The sequence below is a fragment of the Meiothermus ruber DSM 1279 genome, assembly GCF_000024425.1.
Lineage (GTDB): Bacteria > Deinococcota > Deinococci > Deinococcales > Thermaceae > Meiothermus > Meiothermus ruber.
The window spans coordinates 1966604-1988100 of the sequence record NC_013946.1 but is presented as its reverse complement, the minus strand read 5'-3'; the positions used below and the strand labels follow the sequence as shown (position 1 = coordinate 1988100).

Genomic DNA, 21497 nt, shown 5'->3' with positions numbered 1-21497 from the left:
CTCGGAATCTCGGGAGAACTTCTACACTATACTTTAGCACCTATTGCCAGGAAGGCAATGTGAGGCGGGCCGCCATGCGACGGCGTCAGCGGTGCTCGTGGGCGGGAATGCCCTCAAAAAGCATGACCCCCTCGGTGAGGGGGGTGCCTGGTGCCGGGAACAGGACTTGAACCTGCACACCCTTGCGGGCGCATGACCCTGAATCATGTGCGTCTACCAATTCCGCCATCCCGGCTCAGGGCAAGCAAAATAGTAGCCAGTTTGGAGATTTTCGTCAAGGGGGGTCGGGGCGGTTGTCGCTGGGCTCCACCAAAGATTAGACTCTGCCTTGTGGAGCCGACACTTTTTCGCAGCCGGCGCGAGCGAAAGCTAGGTGAGCACATTGCGGTACGCCTCGAGGGGGTCACCAAGCGCTTTGGCGACCAGAAGGCGGTTGAAAAGGTCAACCTCGAGGTTCGCGACGGCGAGTTTTTTAGCCTGCTGGGGCCCTCGGGCTGCGGCAAGACCACGCTGCTGCGCATGATTGCAGGGTTTGAGACCCCGGACGAAGGCCGGGTCATCATCGGGGGCAAGGACATGACCCAGGTGCCGCCCTACCTGCGCCCGGTCAACACGGTTTTCCAGAACTACGCCCTCTTCCCACACATGACCGTGGAGCAGAACATCGCTTTTGGGCTCAGAATGAAAAAAATGCCCCGCGATGAGATCGCCCGGCGGGTGCAGTGGGCGCTCGAGCTTATCAACCTGCCAGGCTACGAGAAGCGCCGCCCGGATCAGATGTCCGGGGGGCAGCGGCAGCGGATCGCCCTGGCCCGGGCCCTGGTCAACGAACCGGAGGTGTTGCTGCTCGACGAGCCGCTCTCGGCCCTCGACCTCAAGCTGCGTCAGGAGCTGCGGGTAGACCTGATGAACCTGCAGGAGCGGCTGGGCATCACCTTCATTTTCGTGACCCACGACCAGGAAGAAGCCCTGGTGATGTCGGATCGCATCGCCGTCATGAACAAAGGCCGCATCGAGCAGTTGGGCCCCACCGAGGAGATTTACGAGCTGCCGCGAACCGCTTTTGTAGCCAGATTCATCGGCGACTCCAACCTGATTCCGGCCCAGGCCATCGAGCCGCGCAAGGTTAAAACGGCGCTGGGTGAGTTCGTGCTCGACGACGAGGATGCCCTGACCCCTGGCCAGGAGGTGTTGCTCTCGATTCGCCCCGAAAAGATCCGCCTTTTCCGTGAGAGGCCGAGCCTGCCCAACGTATTCCGAGCCAAAGTGGACGACATCATCTACACCGGCTCGGAGAACCAGTATGTGCTGGTGGCGGGTGGTCAGCGCTTGATGTGCGAGACCCTCAACCAGGACATCCAGGAGCCCGGCCACGAGGAGTTTGCCTACGACGAAGAGGTCTGGGTGGCCCTTACCCCGGAAAAACTGGTGGTTATTCAGGGGGGGAGTGAAGGGAGCGATCCCTATGCGTGAAGCCGCCACACCCTGGGAACGCCTGCGCCAGGTGCTGGTGACGGTGGGGCCGGGGGGCCTGTGGTTGGTGCTGTTTGTTTTGATCCCAACCCTGGTCATGCTGGTGGCCTCGCTGATGAGCCGGGGAAGCCTGGGCCAGTTGGTGCCGCCCCTGGGCCTTCACAATTACGTGCGCTTTTTTTCTGACCCGCTTTTCATCGAGATCATCGGGCGTAGCCTCTGGATCGGCTTCTGGTCAACCGTCTTGATCATGCTGCTGGGCTACCCGCTGGCCTTTTACATTGCCCAAAGCCGCTACAAAGAGGTGCTGCTGCTGCTGGTGGTTATCCCCTTCTTCACCAACTTTCTGATCCGGGTTTACGCCTGGATTGTGATATTTCAGAAAGAAGGCCTTTTGAACGGGGTTATCACGGCTTTGGGTCTGCCGCCTGCCGAGCTGCTGCCCTCTACCTTTGCGGTGTATGTAGCCACTGTGTACACCTACCTGCCCTTTTTCGTGCTACCGCTCTATGCGGCTGTTGAGCGCATCGATTGGAGCCAGCTCGAGGCTGCCTACGACCTGGGGGCCCGGCCCATCCGGGCCTTTTGGGAGGCCGTCTTCCCCCAGACGGTGCCGGGTTTGTTTGCCGGCTTCTTGCTGGTGTTCATCCCGGCGGTGGGCACCTTCGTCATTGCCGACCTGCTGGGCGGGGGCAAGGTGACCCTGGTGGGCAACCTGATTCAGCTCCAGTTTGGTTCCGCGCAGAACTGGGCTTTTGGTAGCGCGGTCAGTATGGTGCTTATGGCCATGGTGCTGCTGGGTTTGTGGCTTTACGCGCGAACCCAGGGCGAGAAAGGACTGGACAAGCTGGTATGAAACGCTGGCTGGCTGTGCACGCCTGGTTGGTTTTCGCCTTTTTGTACCTGCCCATAGCGGTGATTGTGGCGCTTTCCTTCAACCAAAGCCGTTTTGGGGTGCGCTTTACTGGCTTTACCTTCGACTGGTATATCCGCCTGTTCAACAACGAAAGAATCCTCGAGTACCTCACCAACACCCTGATTGTGGCGGTGGTCTCCACCGCGGTCTCGACCATCCTGGGAACCTTGCTGGCGGTGGGGTTGGTGCGCTACCGGTTCCGCTGGCAAAACGCCCTGCGCTACTTGCTGTATGTGCCGGTGGTGGTGCCGGATGTGGTGATGGGTATCTCGCTGCTTTTGCTGTTTGATGTGGTGCGCGATGCCATTGGCTGGCCCCGCTTGTCCTTGTTTACCATCATCCTGGCGCACATCAGTTTTCAGATCGCCTACGTGACCCTGGTGGTACGGGCGCGGTTGATGCTGCTTGACCCCACCCTGGAGGAAGCCGCTAAAGACCTGGGGGCCACCCCCTGGCTGACCTTTCGCGAGGTCACACTGCCCCTGATCATGCCGGGGGTGATCTCCGGGGCTTTGCTGGCGTTCAGCCTGTCCCTTGACGACTTTGTGGTAACCTTTTTCACTGCTGGCCCGGGTTCCACCACCCTGCCGCTGTACATTTACTCCTCGGTTAAGCTGGGGATAAGCCCAGAAATTCATGCGCTCTCTACCTTGATGGTAGGGATTACAATTCTGGTGCTGTTGCTGGGGACACTGTTCTGGAAACAACGCGCATAATGGTAGAGGGAGGTTGAGCGTGAACAGAGTGTGGGTAATTGCTTTGCTGGGATTGTTGATCGCCGGTTGTGGGCAGCAGAAGCAAGAGCTGCGCCTGTTGAACTGGTCGGATTACATGCCCAAGGAGGTGCTTGAAGAGTTCGAAAAGCGTGAGGGCATCAAGGTGGTGGAGGACACCTACGACTCCCCCGAGGCCATGCTTTCCAAGCTGCAAGCAGGGGGCGATGCCGAGTACGATGTGCTGATTACCGCCGACTACACGGTGGGATCGCTGGCTCGAGCCGGTAGCCTACAGGAACTCGACAAGAGCAAAATTCCCAACCTGCAGAACCTCGACCCCCAATTCGCCAATCCAGCCTTCGATCCGGGGGCCCGGTACAGCGTGGTGTACCAGTGGGGCACCACCGGGCTGGCCTACCGCGAAGATCTGGTGAGCGGGCCGGTGGAAAGCTGGGCGGTTATCTTTGATCCGGCCAAGCAAGTGGGGTCTTTCCTACTGCTGGACGAGATGCGCGAGATGATGGGGGCGGCTCTCAAATACCAGGGGGAGTCGGTTAACACCACCGACCCGGAGAAGCTCGCCAAGGTGCAGGAGCTTCTGCTCGAGGCCAAGCGGCGCTCGCAGGGCTTTGCCGGTGGAACCAGCATCCGCGACCGCCTGATTGCGGGTGACATTGCCGTGGGGCCTGCCTACTCGGGGGATATTCTGGCGGCCCAGGCCGAGAACCCCCAGCTCAAATATGTGATTCCCGTTGAAGGGGCCACCCTCTGGACGGACAACCTGGTGGTGCTCAAGAAGAGCCCCAACCACGAGCTGGCCTATAAGTTCATCAACTTCCTGCTGGAACCCGAGATCGCCGCGCAGATCTCCAACTCGATTGGCTATGCCACACCGGTGGCAGCGGCGATGGATCAGATTGAAGAAAAGGACAACCCCATCATCTACCCCAGCGAGGAGATAAGGGCCCGCCTCGAGCTGCTCGCCGACCTGGGCGATCAGGCCGATGCCTTCAACAAGGTGTGGGCCGAGGTGAAATCCCGTTAGCGGTGGGGCTGAGCACTGGATTGCCTTGAGCTTGGCTTAACCTAAGGGCCGCCAGGACGCAAACTTACTTTTGCTGGGCAGCGTGGGGCTATACTCGAGGTGTGAGATACCTCTTTGGGCTTCTAGCCGTCCTCAGCCTGGCGCTGGCCCAGTCGGGCCCCCAGCTTTACCAGCAGAACTGTGCGTTTTGCCACGGTGACAACGGGCAGGGGCGCCCGGGCGCCTTCCCGCCCCTGGCGGCCCACGCCACCGAGCTGGCAAAAACCCCCGAGGGCCGGGCCCACCTGATTAATGTGATGCTGTTTGGCATGCAGGGCCCGGTGCGGGTCAGAGGCAGTACCTACAACGGTGTGATGCCAGCTTTTGGCCAGCTATCCGACGAGCAAATTGCCAGCATACTCAACTACATCCTGAACGCCTGGGGGAACGACAAACTGCTGCCGCGCGACCACCGGCCTATCACCGCAGCGGAGGTGCGCAGCGCCCGCAATGCGACCAGCCGCCCAACCCCTCAACAAATAGGTGACCTGCGCTCACGTATCAATGTTCCGTAAAAAAGCTCGAGGTCTGGGCCGAGGAGGTGTTGAATGCAACGATTGTTAGCGGTGTTGATGCTGATGCTATTGCCGGTTTTTGCGCAAAATGGCGCGGCTTTGTACCAGCAGTGCCAGGGCTGCCACCAACCCAATGGCGCGGGCATCCCCGGGGTGTTTCCCCCGTTGGCCGGGCATGTTCCGGAGATTTTAGCGGCCAAAGGGGGCCGAACCTGGCTTATCCAGCTCCTGCTCTGGGGCATGAGTGGTGAGATCAGCGTAAAAGGGCGCAAGTACAACGGGGTCATGCCGGGTTACCGACAGCTAAGCGACGCTGAGCTGGCAGCCTTGCTTAACCACATCTCTACCCAGTGGGGCAACAAGCTGCCGCCGGGCCAGAGACCATTCACCGCCGACGAAGTGAAGGCCCAGCGGGCCAAAACCCTGACCTCGGCCCAGGTTCACCAAGCCCGCAAAGCCCTGGGCTTGCAATGACCCGATTGTGGCTGCATCGGAAACCCCGGGTTTGACAGCCCCGGTATGGCCTTGCGTAGGCTGTAGGGGTGAGTGCGGCAGCAGTCCACAGGCTCTCAACCTCCGACTGGGCGGTTTTGGCTGCTTTGCTGGAGCAGCCAGCGCATGGCTTCCGCATTGCGGCGCTGTTTGCTCCCAACGGTGAGCTGGGGGAGATCTGGCGTATCCAGCGCACGCAGGTTTACAGGGCTTTAGCGCACCTCGAGGCCCGCGGGCTGATTGAGGCCATCCGGCAGGAGGAGGGCGAGGCCGGGCCACCCCGAACGCTCTACAGGGCCACCCTTGCGGGCCAGGAAGCCGCGCGCTGGTGGCTGCACACCCCGGTAACGCGCCTGCGCCATGGCCGCTCGGATCTGCGGTTGAAGATCGCTTTTTTGCTGCGCTTGGAGCACGACCTCGAGCCGCTGTTGAGGGCCCAGGAAGGGGTTTTTGAAGCCATCCTCGAGGATTTGCAGCAGCGCCTTCAAACGGCCCAACGCATCCAACTGGTAGCCATCCTGTGGCGCATAGAGATGGCCAGGGCCAGCCTGGGGTTTATCCAGCAACTCCTGGCACAACGACAGGCCTTGTCTAAATAAGCCGGGGCCCATATAGTTACACTGTAACTAATAAGGAGGCCCAGATGATTCGTTGGCTGTGCTTGGGGTTGTGGTTGCTGGGGCTTGGCCTGGCGCAAAACACGGTGCGGGTGGTGGCGGCGGCTGACCTCCAGTATGCCTTGACCGAGATCGCGCAGCGCTTTGAACTCAGGAATTCGGGTCTGCGGGTCGAGCTTACCTTTGGTTCCTCGGGCAAACTCTATACCCAATTGATGCAGGGGTTGCCGGCCGATATGTTTTTCTCGGCGGATGAAGCCTTCCCGATGCAGCTACAGCAGGCCGGGCGTGTGGAGCCGGGCACTTTGCGCCTGTACGCGGTGGGTCGTCTGGTAATTTGGGCCTCCAATGCTCTGGTTCAGCAAGGGCTGGATCCTCGGCGGCTTGGGCCGCGTATACTGCTCGACCCTCGGATTACCCAACTGGCCATCGCCAACCCGATGCACGCCCCGTATGGCCGCGCGGGGGTGACGCTTCTGGAGCACTTTGGCCTGCTGCGTTCAACCCGCCCGGTAAGGTGGGAGGAGATGACTGGCGGCATTGCGGCCTACTACGACCTGGGCTTTTTGCGGCGGGGCAAGGCCGGCTTTGAATTTGTTTACGGCGAGAACATCTCCCAGACCGCCCAGCTGGCCCTGACCAGCACCAACATTGGCCTGGTGGCCCTGTCCCTCGCCAAGAGCGAGGCCATGGAGCGTGCAGGTGTGTACTGGCTGGCCCCTTTGAGCAGCCATCTACGCCTTAACCAAACCTACGTAATTCTGCGCGGCCAGAACCGCCCGGAGGTTCAGCGTTTTTACGAGTACATGGGCACGGCCGAGGCCCACCAGGTGTTGCGCAAATATGGGTTTTTGCTGCCAGGAGAGAAGCCAGCCCCATGAACGACCCTGTGTTCTGGCAGACCCTGCGATTAACCCTCGAGGTCGGCCTGGTCAGCACCCTGATTCTGCTTTTTGTAGGGCTGCCGCTGGGCTGGGTGCTGGCCCACAAGCGCTTCTGGGGTAAGCGGGTGCTGGAATCGATCGTGCTGCTGCCCCTCACCCTGCCGCCCACGGTGCTGGGGTTTTACCTGCTGTTGCTCCTGGGGCAGAACGGCCCTTTGGCGCAGTTTTTGGGCGTGAGCTGGGCTTTTCGCTTCGAGGGGCTGGTGGTGGGCTCGGTGCTGTTTAGCCTGCCCTTTGCCCTGAACGGCTACCGCGAGGCTTTTCGCAGCCTGGATCTGGACTTGGTTCAGACCGCGCGAACGCTGGGGGCGGGCTGGCGGCGGGTCTGGCTCGAGGTTATCCTGCCCATCACCTGGCCGGGAATCCTGTCGGGCTCCATTCTGGCTTTTGCCCACATCCTGGGCGAGTTTGGGGTGGTGCTGATGGTGGGGGGCAGCCTTCCCGGCAAAACCCAGATGGTGAGCATTTACATCTACGATCAGGTACAGGCCCTGCAGTTTGGGCGGGCCGCCGAGGCCTCGGGGGTCTTGCTTTTGGTGAGCTTTGCCCTGGTGTACCTGGTGCGAACCCTGGAGGACGTGTGGAGATCGCGTATGCCCTCGAGCACCCGGTAAAGCTCGAGCTCAGCCTGCAGGTGCGGGGCTTTACGGTACTGCTGGGCGAGAGCGGGGTGGGGAAGACCAGCCTGCTCAAGGCCATCGCCGGCCTGATTCCGGCCAGGGGCCAGCCCTTTGCCGGGCTGCGGGCCGAGGCGCGAAGGGTGGGCTACCTGCCCCAGCATCTGGCCCTGTTTCCCCACCTGCGGGCCTGGCAGAACGTGGCCTTTCCGCTGGCCCACCTGCCCCCTCCGGCCCGCAAAAAGAAGGCCCTGGCCTACCTCGAGCTGATGGGCATGGCCGAACTGGCCGAGCGCTTCCCCCGCCAGATGTCCGGTGGGCAGCAGCAGCGGGTGGCCCTGGCCCGGGCCCTGGCCCGCGAGCCCCAGATTCTATTGCTGGATGAGCCCACCAGTGCCCTGGATGCGGCGACCCGGGAGGAGGTTTTTGCAGGGGTGCTGGAGCGCCTTAGATCGCTGCAGATACCCACCCTGGCGGCCTCGCACGACCACTGGCTGGCCCAGCGGGCCGACTGGGTGGCCGTGTTGACCAAAGCAGGGCTGGCCCAGCAGGGAACCTCCGAAGAGATATTTGCCCGTCCTGCGAGCCTCGAGGTGGCCCGGCTGGTGGGCTTTCGTAACCTTCTGGAGGGCACGGTTCTGGCTGTGGATGGCGCATGGGTGCAGGTGCAAACCCCCCTGGGCATCCTCAAAGCCCCCTGCCGAAACGGCATTTCAGTTGGGCAGCGGGTGATGCTGGGGGTTCGCCCGGAGGAAGTTTTTACCCAGGACGGCCCTGAAAACCGCATCCGAGGCCAGGTACGGAACCTGCGCGCGCAGGGTTTGCGGGTGCGGGGCGAGCTGATGGTGGGCGCGGTGGGCCTGGACTTCTTCCTGCCGCGCTACAAACAGGCCCAGCTCGAGCTTGCCGAAGGCCAGTGGCTCGAGGTGGCCCTCGAGCCCCGCTTTTTGCACCTGATACCTCTTGCCTAAGACTGTTTTTGCTCGGGTTTGCTCTCTTCGGGTTTTTTCTCGTCCTCGCTCAACCCTTTGCGGAACTCCCGGGCCGACTGGCCCAGACCTCGAGCCAGCTCGGGCAGCTTGCGTGCGCCAAACAACAAAACCACGATCAACAGGATGATGATGAGTTCGGTGGGGCCTAAAGGCATGGTCTTCCTCCTTGGTTCCAGTATACGCCGACCGCTACTGGCCTAACTGTAAAGCCAAGAGGTAACAGGAGTGTGAAAACCGCTTATACCTCGCTGTAGCGGTCGCGGTGGATGAGCAGGGCCAGCCCCAGCCCCAGATACACCATAATCAGGCTGCTGCCACCTTTGGAAATGAGCGGCAGGGTCAGGCCGGTGACCGGGGCCAGGCCCAGCGTGACCGCGATGTTGACCACCACCTGGAAAGCCAGCATGGAGAGCACCCCCACGATGATGAGGCGATCCTCCAGGCGCACGCACTCCAGCGCCATGCGGCCCAGCCGGAAAAAGAGCAAAGCGTACAGCACCATGAGGGTGGACGCACCCACAAAGCCCCACTCCTCGGCCAGCACAGCGTAGATGAAGTCGGTCTGGCGCTCGGGCACGAACCCCAACTGGGTCTGGGTGCCGGCCCCAAAGCCCTTGCCCATCAGGCCCCCCGAGCCGATGGCGATGGTGGACTGGATCTGCTGGAAGCCCTTGCCCTTGGGGTCTTTGGACAGGTCGAACAGAATTTCCACCCGATCCCGCTGGTACTGGTTAAGGTTGGGCCAGATCACTGTGGGCACCAGCACCGCCACCGTCAGGAGCCCCAGCACGATATGGATGGTGGGCATGCCCCGCACAAACAGCATCCCCAGCAGCCCCGCGATGAGCACCAGGGTGCCCCCCAGGTCGGGCTGGATGAATACCAGACCCAGAATGGGGGCTGCTAGCAAAGCCGGTAGCGCATAATCCAGCCAGCGCTCCAGCGGGCGGGCCGCCAGCACTTTAGCCAATACCAGGATCAGGCCAATTTTGGCCAGCTCGAGCGGTTGAAAACTGACCGGGCCCAGGTCGAACCAGGCCTTGGCCCCGTTAATCTCGCGCCCAACCAGCAAAACCAGCACCAGCAAAACCAACGACGTCGCATACAGTGGAAAGGCCCAGGAAAGCACCTGGCGGCGGGAAAACAACTGCACCAGCAGGCCCACCGATAGGGCGATGGGGAAGGCCAGCATCTGCTGTAGCCAGACCCCGCGGCTGGGCGCTGCGCTGTAGAGGGTGACCAGGCCAATCAGATTAATCAGCAAAACCAGGCCAACCAGCACCCAGTCGTAAGCGAAAACCGGCACCCTGCGCAGCGTCACCCCAACAGTCTATAAAGCCAGGGTGAGATTTGTCAGTCCGGCCAGGTGTCCACAAACCGTGCTAAACTTCGTAACGGAGGATATTGAACCATGGACGAGATCATCACGGTGGGTGCGGCTGTGGTTATCGTGCTGCTGCTCTTGATGTTCATATTTTTGGTCAAGGACAAGGGCCTGCCCAACAAGGACCACTAGGCCGTGGGCGCTTTGCGAGGCCACCCCCGTGGGGGTGGTTTATGTTTTGCGCGGGGGGCTGTTTTTGCTGGGGTTCAGTACCTTACGGATTTACGTTAGTGGGTCAAAATGCCGTAATATATCGGCAGGAGGCAGTTATGCGTGAGGTGTGGGTGGTTTCGGCGGTGCGCACCCCGATTGGGCGGTTTGGCGGCGCGCTCAAAGACTTTTCGCCGGTAGACCTGGGGGGGCACGTGATGAAGGCGGCGCTCGAGCAGGCCGGACTGAGCGGGGCCGAACTCGACCTATTTGTGTTTGGTCAGGTGTTGCGGGCCGGACACGGCCAGCTACCGCCCCGCCAGGCGGCCTTTAAGGCCGGCATTCCCAACACCGTGGACGGCTACGCGGTGGACATGGTGTGCGCTTCGGGGATGCAGGCTGTGGCCAACGGTGCGCTGGCTATCAAAAATGGCGATGCCGAGCTGGTGCTGGCCGGCGGGATGGAGTCCATGACCCAGACCGGTTTTTACCTCTCGAGCCGGGCCCGCTGGGGCTACAAGTACCTGGCCGGGGCGCCCGAGCAACTGCAGGACATTTTGCAGCGCGACGGGCTCTCCGACCCCTTCACCGGTGAGGCCATGGGCGACCAGACCGAGCGCCTGGCGGCGGAGTTTGGGGTGACCCGACCCGAGCTGGACGAGGTGGCCCTGGAGTCGCACCGACGGGCCGCCAGGGCCCAGGAGGCCTGCTACTTTAGCCGGGAGATGGTGCCCCTCGAGGTCAAGACCCGCAAGGGGCTCGAGCGGGTCGAGAAGGACGAAGGGGTGCGGCCCGAGACCACCCTCGAGTCGCTGGCGGCCCTGCGCCCGGCCTTCAAGAAAGATGGGGTGCTGACCGCGGGCAACGCCTCGCAGATTTCCGACGGGGCCTCGGCGCTGCTCCTGGCCAGCCCCGAAGCCGTACAGAAGCACGGCCTGAAGCCCATCGCCCGCATCCTGGGCAGCAGTTGGGCCGCCGGCGAGCCCTGGCGTTTCCCCGAAGCCCCCATTCCGGCGGTCAAAAAACTGCTGGAGAAGCTTCATATGAGCATTGCCGACTTCCACCTGTTCGAAAACAACGAGGCCTTTGCCCTCAACAACCTGCTCTTCAACCGCTTGCTGGGGGTGCCCATGGATCGCCTGAACGTGCACGGCGGGGCCATCGCCCTGGGCCACCCCATCGGGGCCTCGGGGGCGCGCATCCTGACCACCCTGATTCACGCCCTGCACACCCACCGCCAGGAGCGCGGCCTGGCGGCCATCTGCCACGGCACCGGCGGCTCCACGGCCATGGCGGTGGAGGCTGTGGGCTAGGCGTTATCATCAGAGTGACTCGAGCCCATTGAAGCCATCGCGCATTGGTGAGCCCAGCATCTAAGAGAAGCCGGCTCGAGCCAGGGAGGAAGACACCCCCAAACCCGACCCAAAAACCTGGGTCGAGGAAATTCAGGTGCAGGGCAGCGAGCTCGTAAGCAAAATTCAGGAGCTATTGCGCGATGCTACCGCCACGCGGGTGACCATCTGCAAGCCCAACGGCGAGGAACTCTTATCGCTGCTGCTCACCGTGGGCGTGCTGGTGGGCGGTTTGCTGACCCTGGCCGCCCCGCGGCCTGATTGCCCAGTTCAAGCTCAAGGTTGAGCGCAACGCCGAGGGGCAGCTCGAGGTGTGGACGCTTGAACAAGAAGCCAAGACCGGCTTCCCCGATCAACCGACCTAGAACGGTGCCTTCAAGAAACCCAGGCCGGGAGCAGGTCTTCCAGGCTCACCTCCTCGATGCTCCAGCTCGAGTCGGTCACCCGGTACTCGGCCTGGGCCGCGATGAAGTCGGCGGCCTCGCGCAGCACGGTCTCGACCCAGACGCTGTCGTAGCCGATCAGGCTGAAACCCACCACCTCCCAGCCATGCTCGTCCTGCCCGGCCAGGCGGGCCGCCGAGACCGGAAAGCGCGCGCGCAGCCGCTCGATGGTGGGTTTGACCAGGGCCCGCTTCTCTTTGAGGCTTTTGACCCAGGGCATTTCCAGGCGCGCGGTGTAGAGGCCCAGGTAGGCTTTCATATCCAGATTCTGCCACACCCTCGAGCCGGCGGGCTAAATTTCTTCACGAGGCATCCAGTGCCAGACGCTCCGCACCGCTGTACACGTTGAAGCTATCCCGCAAGAAGCCAATCAGGGTGAGGTTGAAGGCCTGGGCCAGCTCCACCGCCAGGCTGCTGGGGGCCGAGATGGCGCACAGTACGGGAACGCCCGCGGCCAGGGCTTTTTGCACCAGTTCGTAGCTGGCCCGCCCGCTGACCAGCACCATCTGCTCGGAGAGGGGCAGGCGGTTTTCCAGCAGGGCCCAGCCCAGCAGTTTGTCCAGGGCGTTGTGGCGGCCCACGTCCTCGCGCAGGGCCAGAAGGTGGCCTGCTCGATCGAACAAAGCGGCGGCGTGCAGCCCCCCGGTCTGAGCAAAGAGGGTTTGCTGGGCGCGGAGCTGCTTGGGTAGCTGGGTAATTACCTGGCTCGAGACCCGCCCGCTCGAGTCCAGCGGTGCGTAGCGGCGCTGTAAGTTCTCCAGGCTGGCTTTTCCGCACACCCCACAGGCCGAGTTGGTGTAGAAGTGGCGCTCCAGTGGGGCCAGATCGGGCAGGGTGGCCGCGTTCAGCTCGACGTTCACGATGTTGTACTGCTGGGGCTCGCTGGGGTCGGTGCAGTAGGCGATGCGCCGAATTTCCTCCCGGCGGCGAACCAGCCCTTCGGAGAGCAGGAACCCTGCGGCCAGCTCGAAGTCGTGGCCGGGAGTGCGCATGGTGATGGCGACGGTTTTCCCGTGGGTTTGCGCAGCCAGCAGCCGGATTTCCAGCGGCTCCTCGGTGGCGACCAGGTCAAACCGGGCCGAGGCCTGGCCCTGCTCAATCCGCAGCAGCCGGGTTCGGATGCGGGCTTTGGGGCGGTGGTTGGGTGTGGATATAGACATACGCCTCTTTGTAGGCCGGAATTTTGGCCTGGCTCGAGCGCAGCCTGGGGTCAATCAAGGCGTTGCCCTCAGGCCAGTGCACCTGGAGGCTGCCGGGCCGCACCTCGGCCGCGAAGACCCGGCCCGCCAGGGTGCCAAAAGGGTTGTGCAACCAGACCGGCTGGCCGGGCTTCAACCCCAGCCTTTCCAGGTCACTCGGGTTCATAAAAACGGCCTCGCGGGGGGCGCCGTTGATGGGGTCGGTGGCCTCGTGCACCATGCTGTTGAACTGCTTGCCGCGTCGGGTAACCAGGCGAAAAGCGCCCTCGGGCACGCTGCTTTGGGGTAGGGCCACCGGCAGGAAGCGGGCCCGCCCGCTGGGGGTGGGGCAGACCCCGCCGGGGCAGAGGTGGGGGCCTCCGTACTGGAAGGCGTCGCCCCGGGCCTTTAGGTGCTGGATGCCGTCGTAGAGGGGGACGACCCGGGCAATCTCGGCCCGCACCGCGGCGGTATCGGCAAAGCGCACCTTTTCGGCCAGCTCGGGCCTGCACATGCGGGCCACCACCTCCTGGAAGACCTGCCCCTCCCAGCGGGCCTCGGGCAGGCGGGGGCCGGGGATCTCGGGGCTGAAGACCACCCGGCGTTCGGTGGTGGTCTCGGTGCAGCCGCCCGGAATCTCGTAGCGGGTGGTGGCGGGGAGCAGAATCACCTCCTCGGCGGGCTCGACCAGCATCTGTGAGGAAAGCACGATGTCCTGGTGCACCCGCAGCGGCACCTGGGCCAGGTGGGCCTCGGCCTGGGCCGGGCTGGGCAGGGTCTCGAGGAAGTTGCCCCCCACGCTCCACAGCACCTCGAGGCCCCCCTCGAGCATCTCCGTCACGGTCAGGCCCGGCTGGCTGGGCACCGCAAAGCCCCAGGCTTTTTCCAGGGCCGCGGCGGTTTCGGGATTAATCGGCAGGCCCCCGGGAAATACCGTGGCATAGGCCCCCATCTCGGCCCCGCCCTGCACGCCCGAATGCCCGCGGATGGGCATCAGGCCGCAACCTTCGCGCCCCAGGTAGCCCCGCGCCAGGCCCAGGTTGATGATGCTCTGCACGCTCTCCTCGCCCGAGCGGTGCTGGGTGATGCCCATGCTCCAGACCAGCACGGCCCTTTCGGCCTTGGCAAGCAGCAGGGCGAACTCGAGTATCTCGGCTCTGGAGAGCCCGCTCAGGCCCTCGAGCGTCTCCCAGGGGGTTTGTTTGAGCTGATCGGCCAGCGCCTCAAAGCCCTCGGTGTGCTCGGCAATAAAGGCCTGGTTGAGCCAGCCCTGCTCTATCAGGTGCTTGAGGGTTCCGGTGATAAAGGCGCTGTCACCCCCCGGCTGTACCTGGAAGAAGCGGTCGGTGATCTTGGTGCCAAAGAGCGCACTCTCGGGGTCGGAGGGAATCCAGTAGTGCCGCATGGCCGGTTCCAGGTAGGGGTTGACGCAGACCACCTGGGTTCCGGCTTTTTTGGCGTAGTACAGGTACTTCATCATCACCGGCTGATTAACCGCCGGGTTGGAACCGAAAAACACCACTAGATCGGTGCCGATCAGGTCGCGGTAGCTGCAGGTGGTGGCGGCCACCCCCAGCGCGGCCTTGAGGGCCACGGTGCTGGGACTGTGGCAGATGCGGGCCGCGTTGTCGATGTTGTTGCTGCCCAGGGCCCGCACCGCTTTCTGCACCACGTAGTAGGTCTCGTTGGGGGTGCCCCGGCTGGTGAGGTAAAAGCCCATCTTCTCGGGAGGGGTTTTGCAGAGCCTCCAGGCGATGCGGTCGAGGGCCTCGTCCCAGCTGATCCGGGTGAACCCCGCTTCCCCCCGGCGGCGGCGCATGGGGTAGGGGAGGCGGCCCAGTGCCCGCAGCTCGGCGGAGCTTCTGGACTTGAGGTCTTCCACATTCCGCAAAACTTCCGCCTTCAGAGGCCCCATGGTGTTGAGCCGCAGCAGGCGCAGCCGGATGTTGCAGAGGTGGATGCCCTTAATCGTCCAGTCCCTCAGGCCGCTGGTGCCCAGGGCGCAGCCGTCGCAGACCCCATCGCGCAGGATGCGCCAGGCGTACTCGAGGTTGTCGGCGTTCTCGCCGATGGCCCGGAAGACCTCGAGGAAGTTGTTGGGCTTTTGCAGCCCCAGCCCAAACGGCCGCAGGCTCACCCAGGTTTCGGGGCTCCACCCTTTTTTCACCGGCTTGAGTGCCACCGCTTACCTCCGCTGAACGCCCCTATTCTAAGGCCAGATCGGGGCGCGGGTGTGTGAGCGCGGGGTTGTCCTCAAAACTTAGCCAATTGCCCTGCCAATCGAAATACTCCAGCGCCCCCAGCCGTTTTTTGTAGTCGTACTCGGAAGGTTCCAGGTAGGCGTAGCCGGGGTAGTAGTAGGCCTTGCCCCAGGCCCTCGAGAGCAGAATCGAGTGCAGGATCATCAGGATGCCCAGGCTGCGCCTGGAGAGGTCGGGGTCGAAGCACTGGTAGACGCTCGAGGTGGCCTGGGCCCCCTCGTCCAGATAGCTGATGCCCACCAGACGGCCCTGGTGGTGCAGGGTCAGGCTGTGGCAGCGGCAGGGGATATGGGCCGGATGCCGCGAGATGAAGTTGTAAATGCTTTTGGGGATGCTGTGGGAAAAGCGGGTTTTGTGCCGGGCAAAAAGCGCCTCCACCTGGGCGTTCACAAAGGCCGGCTGTAGCTTTACCTGGATGTCCTGGTTCTTCTTGAGCACCCGCTGCTGGCTTCGACGCAGGACAAACCCGGCCAGCCGCACCCGCAGGGGCAGCACGGTGTGGCTTCCAGTTTGACTGTAACGAAAAAAGTACTCCCCGAAGTGGCGCCAGCCCTCGGCCCAGAGCCGATCCATGGTCTTGGGCTCGACCTCAGCGGCCAGAAAATACTCATTCAGGTAAGGCACCATCGCTGGATGAGCCTACCATTCAGGTATGCTTCCGAGGGCCCTACACCGACTGGAGGTGGGCATGAAACAGCGGGTCGAAGATGTGGGGCTTTTCCATGTGGGGCGAGTGGCCGGTGTCCGGGATCACCTCTTCGCGGAAGGAGCCGCCGTTGGCCCGGTACTGCTCGAGCACATAACGGGTCTGCCCCACCATCGGCTGCGGGGGGTGCACCTCGTCGCCCGGCCAGCCGGGCACCACCCCCAGCTTGCCCAGGGTGCCCATGTTGAAGAGGCTCATATCCCCCACAATCGGGTCGTCGGAACCGCGCACCCAGAGGATGGGCGGCTTGGTGGGGGCCGTGAGCATTCTTTGCACGCTATCCCCCACGTACTTGGGCGAGATGGCGTTGGCCGGCCCCCACTTTCCAGGGGCAACCCCCGGCCAGTGGGGTGAAGGCACAGCGTCGCCGGGATACTTGTTGGGTCCGATTTTCTCCGAGAGCACGCCCGAGAGCAGGGCCTCCTCGCGGGGATGCCGGAAGGGCGGCTTCCAGTAGAAGCTGTTCATAACGTTGCGGGGGGCGGCCTGAAACTCGCTGCCCCGGTAGCCCTCGGCAATCAGCCGGGCGAACTCGGGGTTGACGATGCCCGCTCCCGAGCCGGCAAAGTCCGGGGCGCAGGGGGTTCCCTGGATATCCTTGGTGCCGCCAAAGCCAAAAGGGGAGCCGGGCGCGATGACGGTGGCGGTGAGGATGCGCTCGGGGGCGGCTGCCAGCATGGCCCAGACCACACTACCCCCCAGCGAATGCCCGGCCACGTGAAAGCGGGCATAGCCCATTACATCCATCAGGTCGAGCAGGTCGTTCACCCAGTCCATGCAGCCGCGGGTGGCGTCAATCAGCTTGTCCTCGGTGTCGCCATAGCCGCGCAGGTCGGGCGCGATGGCACGGTAGCCAAGGGGCAGGGCCAGCATGGTTTCTTCCCAGAAGGTGCTGCTGCTGGCGTTGCCGTGAATCAGGAGCACCGGCACCCCGTCGGAGGGGCCCCGCAGCAGCACGTGCATCTTGAGGCGAGGGGTCTCGATCATGGTGGAAACCAGGCCTGGCAAGGTTGGGATGGAACCCATAGCACACTCCTTCAGAGTTAGATATGCCGCCATGTTACCCGGTTGCTGTTACAAACCTGTTACCCATGGTGAGATGGAACAATCGAGTCCGGTGAAACTGGGTATCCTTTGGGGTATGTGGGATCTGGTGATTGTGGGGGCTGGGCCAGTGGGGCTGGCTGCTGCCATCGAGGCCAAGCGGGTGGGGCTGCGAGCGGTGGTACTGGAAAAGGGCACCATCGTGCACACCCTGTACCGCTGGCCCAGGGAGACGGTCTTTTTTAGTGAGGCCAGGAACATCGAAATCGGGGGGCACCCTTTCCCCTCGCTCTCGGCCAAGCCCACCCGCCGCGAGGCCTTGCAGTATTACCGCCGGGTGGCCGAAAACGAAGGGCTGGACATCCGCACCTACACCGAGGTGACCGACCTGTACCCCGAGCTGGGGCATTTCAGGGTGAGCTACCGCGACCGCGATGGGGAGGGGGAGCTGAAGAGCCGCTTTGTGCTGGTGGCGACGGGCTACTACGACAACCCCAACCGCCTGGGGGTGCCAGGGGAGGATCTACCCCACGTGCGCTACGGCCTGGACGAGACCCTGCCCTACTGGAACCAGCGGGTGGTGGTGGTAGGGGGTTCCAACAGCGCGGTGGAGGCGGCCCTCGAGCTCTACCGCGGCGGGGCCAGGGTCACGGTGGTTCACCACGGGCCTGAGATTCGGCCCAGGGTCAAGTACTGGCTCAAACCCGACTTCGAGAACCGGGTGCGGGAGGGTTCCATCCAGCTTTTGCTCAATACCAAGGTGCGGGAGATTGCCCCGCGGGCGGTGTGGGTGGAGACCTCGAGCGGGCAAGGCTTCCAGAGCATTCCCTGTGATTTCGTGCTTATTCACATCGGTTACAGAGCCGTGGATGGGCTATTGCGCCGGGCCGGGGTGGCCTACCAGGGCGACGCGCCGGTGCTCAGCGAGGCTTACGAGACCAGCCTCGAGGGCCTCTTTGTGGCCGGAAGCGCGGGGTACGGGGCTGATACCCGCACGGTATTTATTGAGAACGGCCGGGAGCACGCCAGAAGGGCTGTGCAGGCCATGGCTGCGCGCTTGCAGACAGTGAGCGGCTCTGCGGTGTGAGCCTTGACACGGTATACCAAACACCCGTAAACTCTTTCACAAGATGCTACTGCCGAGCAGCCTAATCCTAACCGTGGTAGGCCTAGTAATTACCGGGCCTAGGGGGGATTTGGTCTAGCGAAGAGCCTATAAGCGCATCCTAAAGCCCCCCGAAGCCTCGGGGGGCGGTTCTTTGAGGAGAGAGGTATGAACGGAGCCGCCGCCATTCTGAAAGCCCTGGAGATGCAGGGAGTGGACACCATTTTTGGGCATCCGGGGGGCACCATTATGCCCACCTACGACGCCCTCTACGACTCGCCCATCCGCCACATCCTGGTGCGCCACGAGCAGGCCGGTGTACACGCCGCAACCGCCTATGCCCGGGCCTCGGGCCGGGTGGGGGTGTGCATGGCCACCTCGGGGCCGGGGGCCCTGAACCTGGTCACGGGTTTACAGGATGCCCTGATGGACTCCACGCCGGTGGTGGCCCTGACCGGCAACGTGCCCCAGCACCTGATTGGCACCGATGCCTTTCAGGAGGCCGACGTGGTGGGCATTACCCAGCCGGTCACCAAGCACAATTTCCAGGTGCGCAACGTCAACGACATTCCGCGGATAATTGCCGAGGCTTTCTACATCGCCTCGACCGGACGGCCCGGCCCGGTCTTGATCGATTTCCCTAAGGATGTACAGCAAGCCGAGTTTACCGGCAGCTTCGATGTGGAGATTAATCTGCCGGGCTACAAACCCACCTACAAGGGCCATCCCCGGCAGATCGAGCGGGCCCTCGAGGCCCTGCAAAAAGCCGAAAGACCCGTGCTGATGGTAGGCGGTGGGGCGCTGAATGCGGCGCCGGAGATTGTGGCCCTGGCCGAGAAAACCGGCATGCCGGTGATCCCGACCCTGATGGGGCTGGGGGTGTTCCCCGGAACCCACCCGCAGTGCCTGGGGATGCCGGGGATGCACGGCTCGGTGGCGGCCAACCGGGCCATCCACCACGCCGATACCATTCTGGCCATTGGCCTCCGCTTCGACGACCGGGTGACCGGCAAAGTCTCGCGCTTTGCACCCCACGCCCATACCGTTATTCATGTGGACATTGACCCCGCCGAGATCGGCAAGCTGGTCAAGACCACCATTCCGGTGGTGGGGGATGCCAAATGGGTGGCGGCGGAGCTGGTTAAGGGGGCCAAAAAGCTTCACCTGAGCAAGTGGTGGGCCCAGCTCGAGGACTGGAAGACCAAATACCCCTTTGCCTGGAAGCCCAAGCCCCACCTGCAAAGCCAGGAGGTGATCCAGGCCTTCTGGGAGGCCACCAAGGGCAAAGCCGTGGTAACCGCGGGGGTGGGCCAGCACCAGATGTTTACCGCGCAGTTTTATAAGTTCGACGCCCCGCGCTCCTGGATCAACTCCGGGGGCCTGGGCACCATGGGGGTGGGCCTGCCCTTTGCCATTGGGGCGGCGCTGGCCCGACCGGGCGAGCTGGTGATCGACTTTGATGGCGATGGCAGTTTCCAGATGACCCTGCAGGAGCTGGCCACCCTCAAGAAACACAACCTGAACGTCAAAATCGTGATTCTGAACAACGGCTTTTTGGGTATGGTGCGGCAGTGGCAAGACCTGTTCCATGCCAAGCGCTACAGCGAGGTCTACCTGGCCGACTCCAACCCCGACTTCGCCAAGCTGGCCGAGGCCTACGGCATCCGGGGCATCACCCTGACCGACAAGGCCAAGCTGCATGAGACCGTCAAGGAGGTGCTGGCCCACCCCGGCCCGGTGCTACTGGAAGCGCGGGTCTACCACGAGGAAGGGGTTTTCCCCATGATTCCCTCGGGGGGTGCGGCAGAGGACATGATTATCGAGAACCCGCGGGAGACCGTGGCGGGCGACTAAGCCCTGAATGGAGACTGTTCATGAGGCACTTGGTTTCGGTACTGGTACAGGACAACCCGGGCGTTTTGCAGCGTGTGGCTGGGCTGATTGCCCGTCGGGGCTTCAACATCGAGTCGCTGGCGGTGGGGCGCACCCATCAGCCGGGTCTGTCGCGCATCTCGCTGGTGGTTTCGGGCGACGATGCGGTCTTGGAGCAGGTGGAGAAGCAGCTCAACCGCCTGATTGAAGTTATTAAGGTAACCGATCACTCCGAGCCCCACGTGGAGCGCGAGCTGGCGCTGGTCAAGGTGAGCATCGCCGGCATGGAGGAGCGCCTCGAGGTCAAGGACATTGCCGAGGCCTTCCGGGCCCGCATCGTGGATGTGGCCAAAAAGTCCATCATCTTCGAGCTCACCGGCGACTCCACCAAGGTCAACAACTTTGTCGAGGCCATGCGGCCTTACGGCTTGCTCGAGGTCATGCGCACCGGCGCGGTGGGGATGTCCCGCGGCGAGCAGGTGCTCAAGGTACGCGAGAAGAAGGCGGTCTAGGATGGGCGACGGCCCATCTTTTGTTTTTTGTGAAGACGTCGGAGGGGCGGCCCTTCGACCTTCGATGAGGAGAAAAGAATGAAGATTTACTACGACCAGGACGCAGACATCGGCTTTATCAAAGACAAGACTGTGGCCATTCTGGGCTTTGGCTCGCAGGGCCATGCCCACGCCCTTAACCTGCGGGACTCCGGCATCAAGGTGGTGGTGGGGCTGCGCCCCGGCAGCCGCAACGAGGAGAAGGCCCGTAAAGCGGGGCTCGAGGTGCTTCCGGTAGGGGAGGCGGTGCGCAGGGCCGATGTGGTGATGATCCTGCTCCCGGACGAGACCCAGGGGGCCGTTTACAAGGCCGAGGTGGAACCCAACCTGAAGGAAGGGGCTGCCCTTGCCTTCGCCCACGGCTTCAACATCCATTTCGGCCAGATCAAGCCGCGCCGCGACCTGGACGTCTGGATGGTGGCCCCCAAAGGCCCCGGCCACCTGGTGCGCTCGGAGTACGAGAAAGGCTCGGGCGTGCCCTCGCTGGTGGCGGTCTACCAGGACGCCTCCGGGTCGGCCTTCCCCACGGCGCTGGCCTACGCCAAGGCCAACGGCGGCACCCGCGCCGGCACCATCGCCACCACCTTCAAGGACGAGACCGAGACCGACCTGTTCGGCGAGCAGACCGTGCTGTGCGGGGGCCTGACCCAGCTCATCGCCGCCGGTTTCGAGACCCTGGTGGAGGCCGGCTATCCCCCCGAGATGGCCTACTTTGAGTGCCTGCACGAGGTGAAGCTGATCGTGGACCTGATCTACGAGTCAGGCTTCGCCGGGATGCGCTACTCCATCTCCAACACCGCCGAGTACGGCGACTACACCCGCGGCCCCATGGTGATCAACCGCGAGGAGACCAAGGCCCGCATGCGCGAGGTGCTGCGCCAGATTCAGCAGGGCGAGTTTGCCCGCGAGTGGATGCTGGAAAACGTGGTGGGCCAGCCCACCCTGAACGCCAACCGCAACTACTGGAAAGACCACCCCATCGAGCAGGTGGGCCCCAAGCTGCGGGCCATGATGCCCTTCCTCAAGTCCAGGTTCACGAAGGAAGAGGTCGGTAGCTGACCCATGTCGGCAGAATGGGAGGTTGT

22 protein-coding genes, 1 tRNA gene and 1 pseudogene are annotated in these 21497 nt (G+C 63.2%); 16 read left to right on the top strand and 8 right to left on the bottom strand.

Translation table 11 applies throughout. The features are described from left to right. Positions 1–148: 148 nt before the first annotated feature. A tRNA-Leu gene (locus MRUB_RS09770) sits at positions 149–235 on the bottom strand. 95 nt (positions 236–330) lie between these two features. On the opposite strand from MRUB_RS09770, the gene MRUB_RS09765 reads away from it, so the two are divergent. The 10 genes from MRUB_RS09765 (at position 331) to MRUB_RS09720 (ending at position 8345) form a co-directional block, all read left to right on the top strand. Continuing rightward, positions 331–1473, top strand: coding sequence for an ABC transporter ATP-binding protein (locus MRUB_RS09765; RefSeq protein ID WP_013014186.1), 1143 nt, complete (start codon positions 331–333; stop codon positions 1471–1473). Continuing rightward, the gene (locus MRUB_RS09760; RefSeq protein ID WP_013014185.1) at positions 1466–2329 is read left to right on the top strand and encodes an ABC transporter permease; all 864 of its coding nucleotides are present in this window, start codon (positions 1466–1468) and stop codon (positions 2327–2329) included. The genes MRUB_RS09765 and MRUB_RS09760 overlap by 8 nt, the downstream gene beginning before the upstream one ends. Next, a complete protein-coding gene (locus MRUB_RS09755) occupies positions 2326–3105 on the top strand; it encodes an ABC transporter permease (RefSeq protein ID WP_013014184.1) in 780 nt (259 codons plus the stop codon). The genes MRUB_RS09760 and MRUB_RS09755 overlap by 4 nt, the downstream gene beginning before the upstream one ends. Positions 3106–3124: 19 nt before the next feature. Beyond that, complete coding sequence (locus tag MRUB_RS09750) at positions 3125–4150, top strand: polyamine ABC transporter substrate-binding protein (RefSeq protein WP_013014183.1); 1026 nt, start codon at positions 3125–3127, stop codon at positions 4148–4150. A 101-nt stretch (positions 4151–4251) separates the two neighbouring features. Continuing rightward, the gene (locus MRUB_RS09745) at positions 4252–4704 is read left to right on the top strand and encodes a c-type cytochrome (RefSeq protein ID WP_013014182.1); all 453 of its coding nucleotides are present in this window, start codon (positions 4252–4254) and stop codon (positions 4702–4704) included. Between the two features lie 33 nt (positions 4705–4737). Next, positions 4738–5178 (top strand): c-type cytochrome, encoded by a 441-nt coding sequence (locus tag MRUB_RS09740; RefSeq protein ID WP_013014181.1) that lies wholly within the window; start codon positions 4738–4740, stop codon positions 5176–5178. Between the two features lie 68 nt (positions 5179–5246). Then, positions 5247–5795, top strand: a complete 549-nt coding sequence (locus MRUB_RS09735; protein ID WP_013014180.1) for a PadR family transcriptional regulator — start codon at positions 5247–5249, stop codon at positions 5793–5795. Between the two features lie 44 nt (positions 5796–5839). Next, positions 5840–6694: a molybdate ABC transporter substrate-binding protein gene (gene modA, locus MRUB_RS09730; RefSeq protein WP_013014179.1), complete on the top strand. Its 855-nt coding sequence runs from the start codon at positions 5840–5842 to the stop codon at positions 6692–6694. Further along, positions 6691–7371, top strand: a complete 681-nt coding sequence (gene modB, locus MRUB_RS09725; RefSeq protein WP_013014178.1) for a molybdate ABC transporter permease subunit — start codon at positions 6691–6693, stop codon at positions 7369–7371. The genes modA and modB overlap by 4 nt, the downstream gene beginning before the upstream one ends. Then, positions 7338–8345 (top strand): ABC transporter ATP-binding protein, encoded by a 1008-nt coding sequence (locus MRUB_RS09720; protein WP_013014177.1) that lies wholly within the window; start codon positions 7338–7340, stop codon positions 8343–8345. The genes modB and MRUB_RS09720 overlap by 34 nt, the downstream gene beginning before the upstream one ends. Here the strand turns inward: MRUB_RS09720 and MRUB_RS09715 are convergent. Continuing rightward, positions 8342–8521, bottom strand: a complete 180-nt coding sequence (locus tag MRUB_RS09715; RefSeq protein ID WP_013014176.1) for a twin-arginine translocase TatA/TatE family subunit — start codon at positions 8519–8521, stop codon at positions 8342–8344. The two genes, MRUB_RS09720 and MRUB_RS09715, sit on opposite strands and share 4 nt — an antisense overlap. 83 nt (positions 8522–8604) lie before the next feature. Then, positions 8605–9687: a rod shape-determining protein RodA gene (gene rodA, locus MRUB_RS09710; RefSeq protein WP_013014175.1), complete on the bottom strand. Its 1083-nt coding sequence runs from the start codon at positions 9685–9687 to the stop codon at positions 8605–8607. A gap of 332 nt (positions 9688–10019) precedes the next feature. On the opposite strand from rodA, the gene MRUB_RS09705 reads away from it, so the two are divergent. Together MRUB_RS09705 and MRUB_RS09700 are read left to right on the top strand one after the other, a co-directional pair. After that, positions 10020–11213, top strand: coding sequence for a thiolase family protein (locus tag MRUB_RS09705; RefSeq protein ID WP_013014173.1), 1194 nt, complete (start codon positions 10020–10022; stop codon positions 11211–11213). 124 nt (positions 11214–11337) lie between these two features. Continuing rightward, positions 11338–11538: pseudogene (locus tag MRUB_RS09700) on the top strand (DUF4342 domain-containing protein); the annotation flags it as partial. Positions 11539–11627: 89 nt separating this feature from the next. Here the strand turns inward: MRUB_RS09700 and MRUB_RS09695 are convergent. From MRUB_RS09695 to MRUB_RS09675, 5 genes are read right to left on the bottom strand one after another with little or no spacing between them, the layout of a single operon-like run. Then, positions 11628–11954, bottom strand: coding sequence for a DUF503 domain-containing protein (locus MRUB_RS09695; protein ID WP_013014171.1), 327 nt, complete (start codon positions 11952–11954; stop codon positions 11628–11630). Between the two features lie 43 nt (positions 11955–11997). Further along, on the bottom strand, positions 11998–12855 hold the full coding sequence (gene fdhD / locus MRUB_RS09690) for a formate dehydrogenase accessory sulfurtransferase FdhD (RefSeq protein ID WP_013014170.1): 858 nt from the start codon (positions 12853–12855) through the stop codon (positions 11998–12000). Continuing rightward, entirely contained in the window at positions 12791–15055 is a 2265-nt protein-coding gene (locus MRUB_RS09685; protein WP_013014169.1) for an FdhF/YdeP family oxidoreductase, read from the bottom strand. Before MRUB_RS09685 ends, fdhD begins: the two co-directional genes overlap by 65 nt. 22 nt (positions 15056–15077) lie before the next feature. Beyond that, positions 15078–15761 carry a GNAT family N-acetyltransferase gene (locus tag MRUB_RS09680; RefSeq protein WP_013014168.1) on the bottom strand — a complete coding sequence of 228 codons (684 nt, stop codon included), beginning with the start codon at positions 15759–15761 and terminating at the stop codon, positions 15078–15080. Between the two features lie 40 nt (positions 15762–15801). Next, on the bottom strand, positions 15802–16866 hold the full coding sequence (locus tag MRUB_RS09675) for an alpha/beta hydrolase (protein WP_013014167.1): 1065 nt from the start codon (positions 16864–16866) through the stop codon (positions 15802–15804). Positions 16867–16981: 115 nt separating this feature from the next. Here MRUB_RS09675 and MRUB_RS09670 point away from each other — a divergent pair, with 115 nt between their 5' ends. From MRUB_RS09670 to ilvC, 4 genes are all read left to right on the top strand, one after another. Beyond that, the gene (locus MRUB_RS09670; RefSeq protein WP_013014166.1) at positions 16982–17971 is read left to right on the top strand and encodes a YpdA family putative bacillithiol disulfide reductase; all 990 of its coding nucleotides are present in this window, start codon (positions 16982–16984) and stop codon (positions 17969–17971) included. Positions 17972–18157: 186 nt separating this feature from the next. Continuing rightward, a complete protein-coding gene (gene ilvB, locus MRUB_RS09665) occupies positions 18158–19843 on the top strand; it encodes a biosynthetic-type acetolactate synthase large subunit (protein WP_013014165.1) in 1686 nt (561 codons plus the stop codon). A gap of 20 nt (positions 19844–19863) precedes the next feature. Beyond that, positions 19864–20373: an acetolactate synthase small subunit gene (ilvN, locus tag MRUB_RS09660; RefSeq protein ID WP_013014164.1), complete on the top strand. Its 510-nt coding sequence runs from the start codon at positions 19864–19866 to the stop codon at positions 20371–20373. A gap of 78 nt (positions 20374–20451) precedes the next feature. Further along, positions 20452–21471, top strand: a complete 1020-nt coding sequence (gene ilvC, locus MRUB_RS09655; RefSeq protein ID WP_013014163.1) for a ketol-acid reductoisomerase — start codon at positions 20452–20454, stop codon at positions 21469–21471. Positions 21472–21497: the final 26 nt, after the last annotated feature.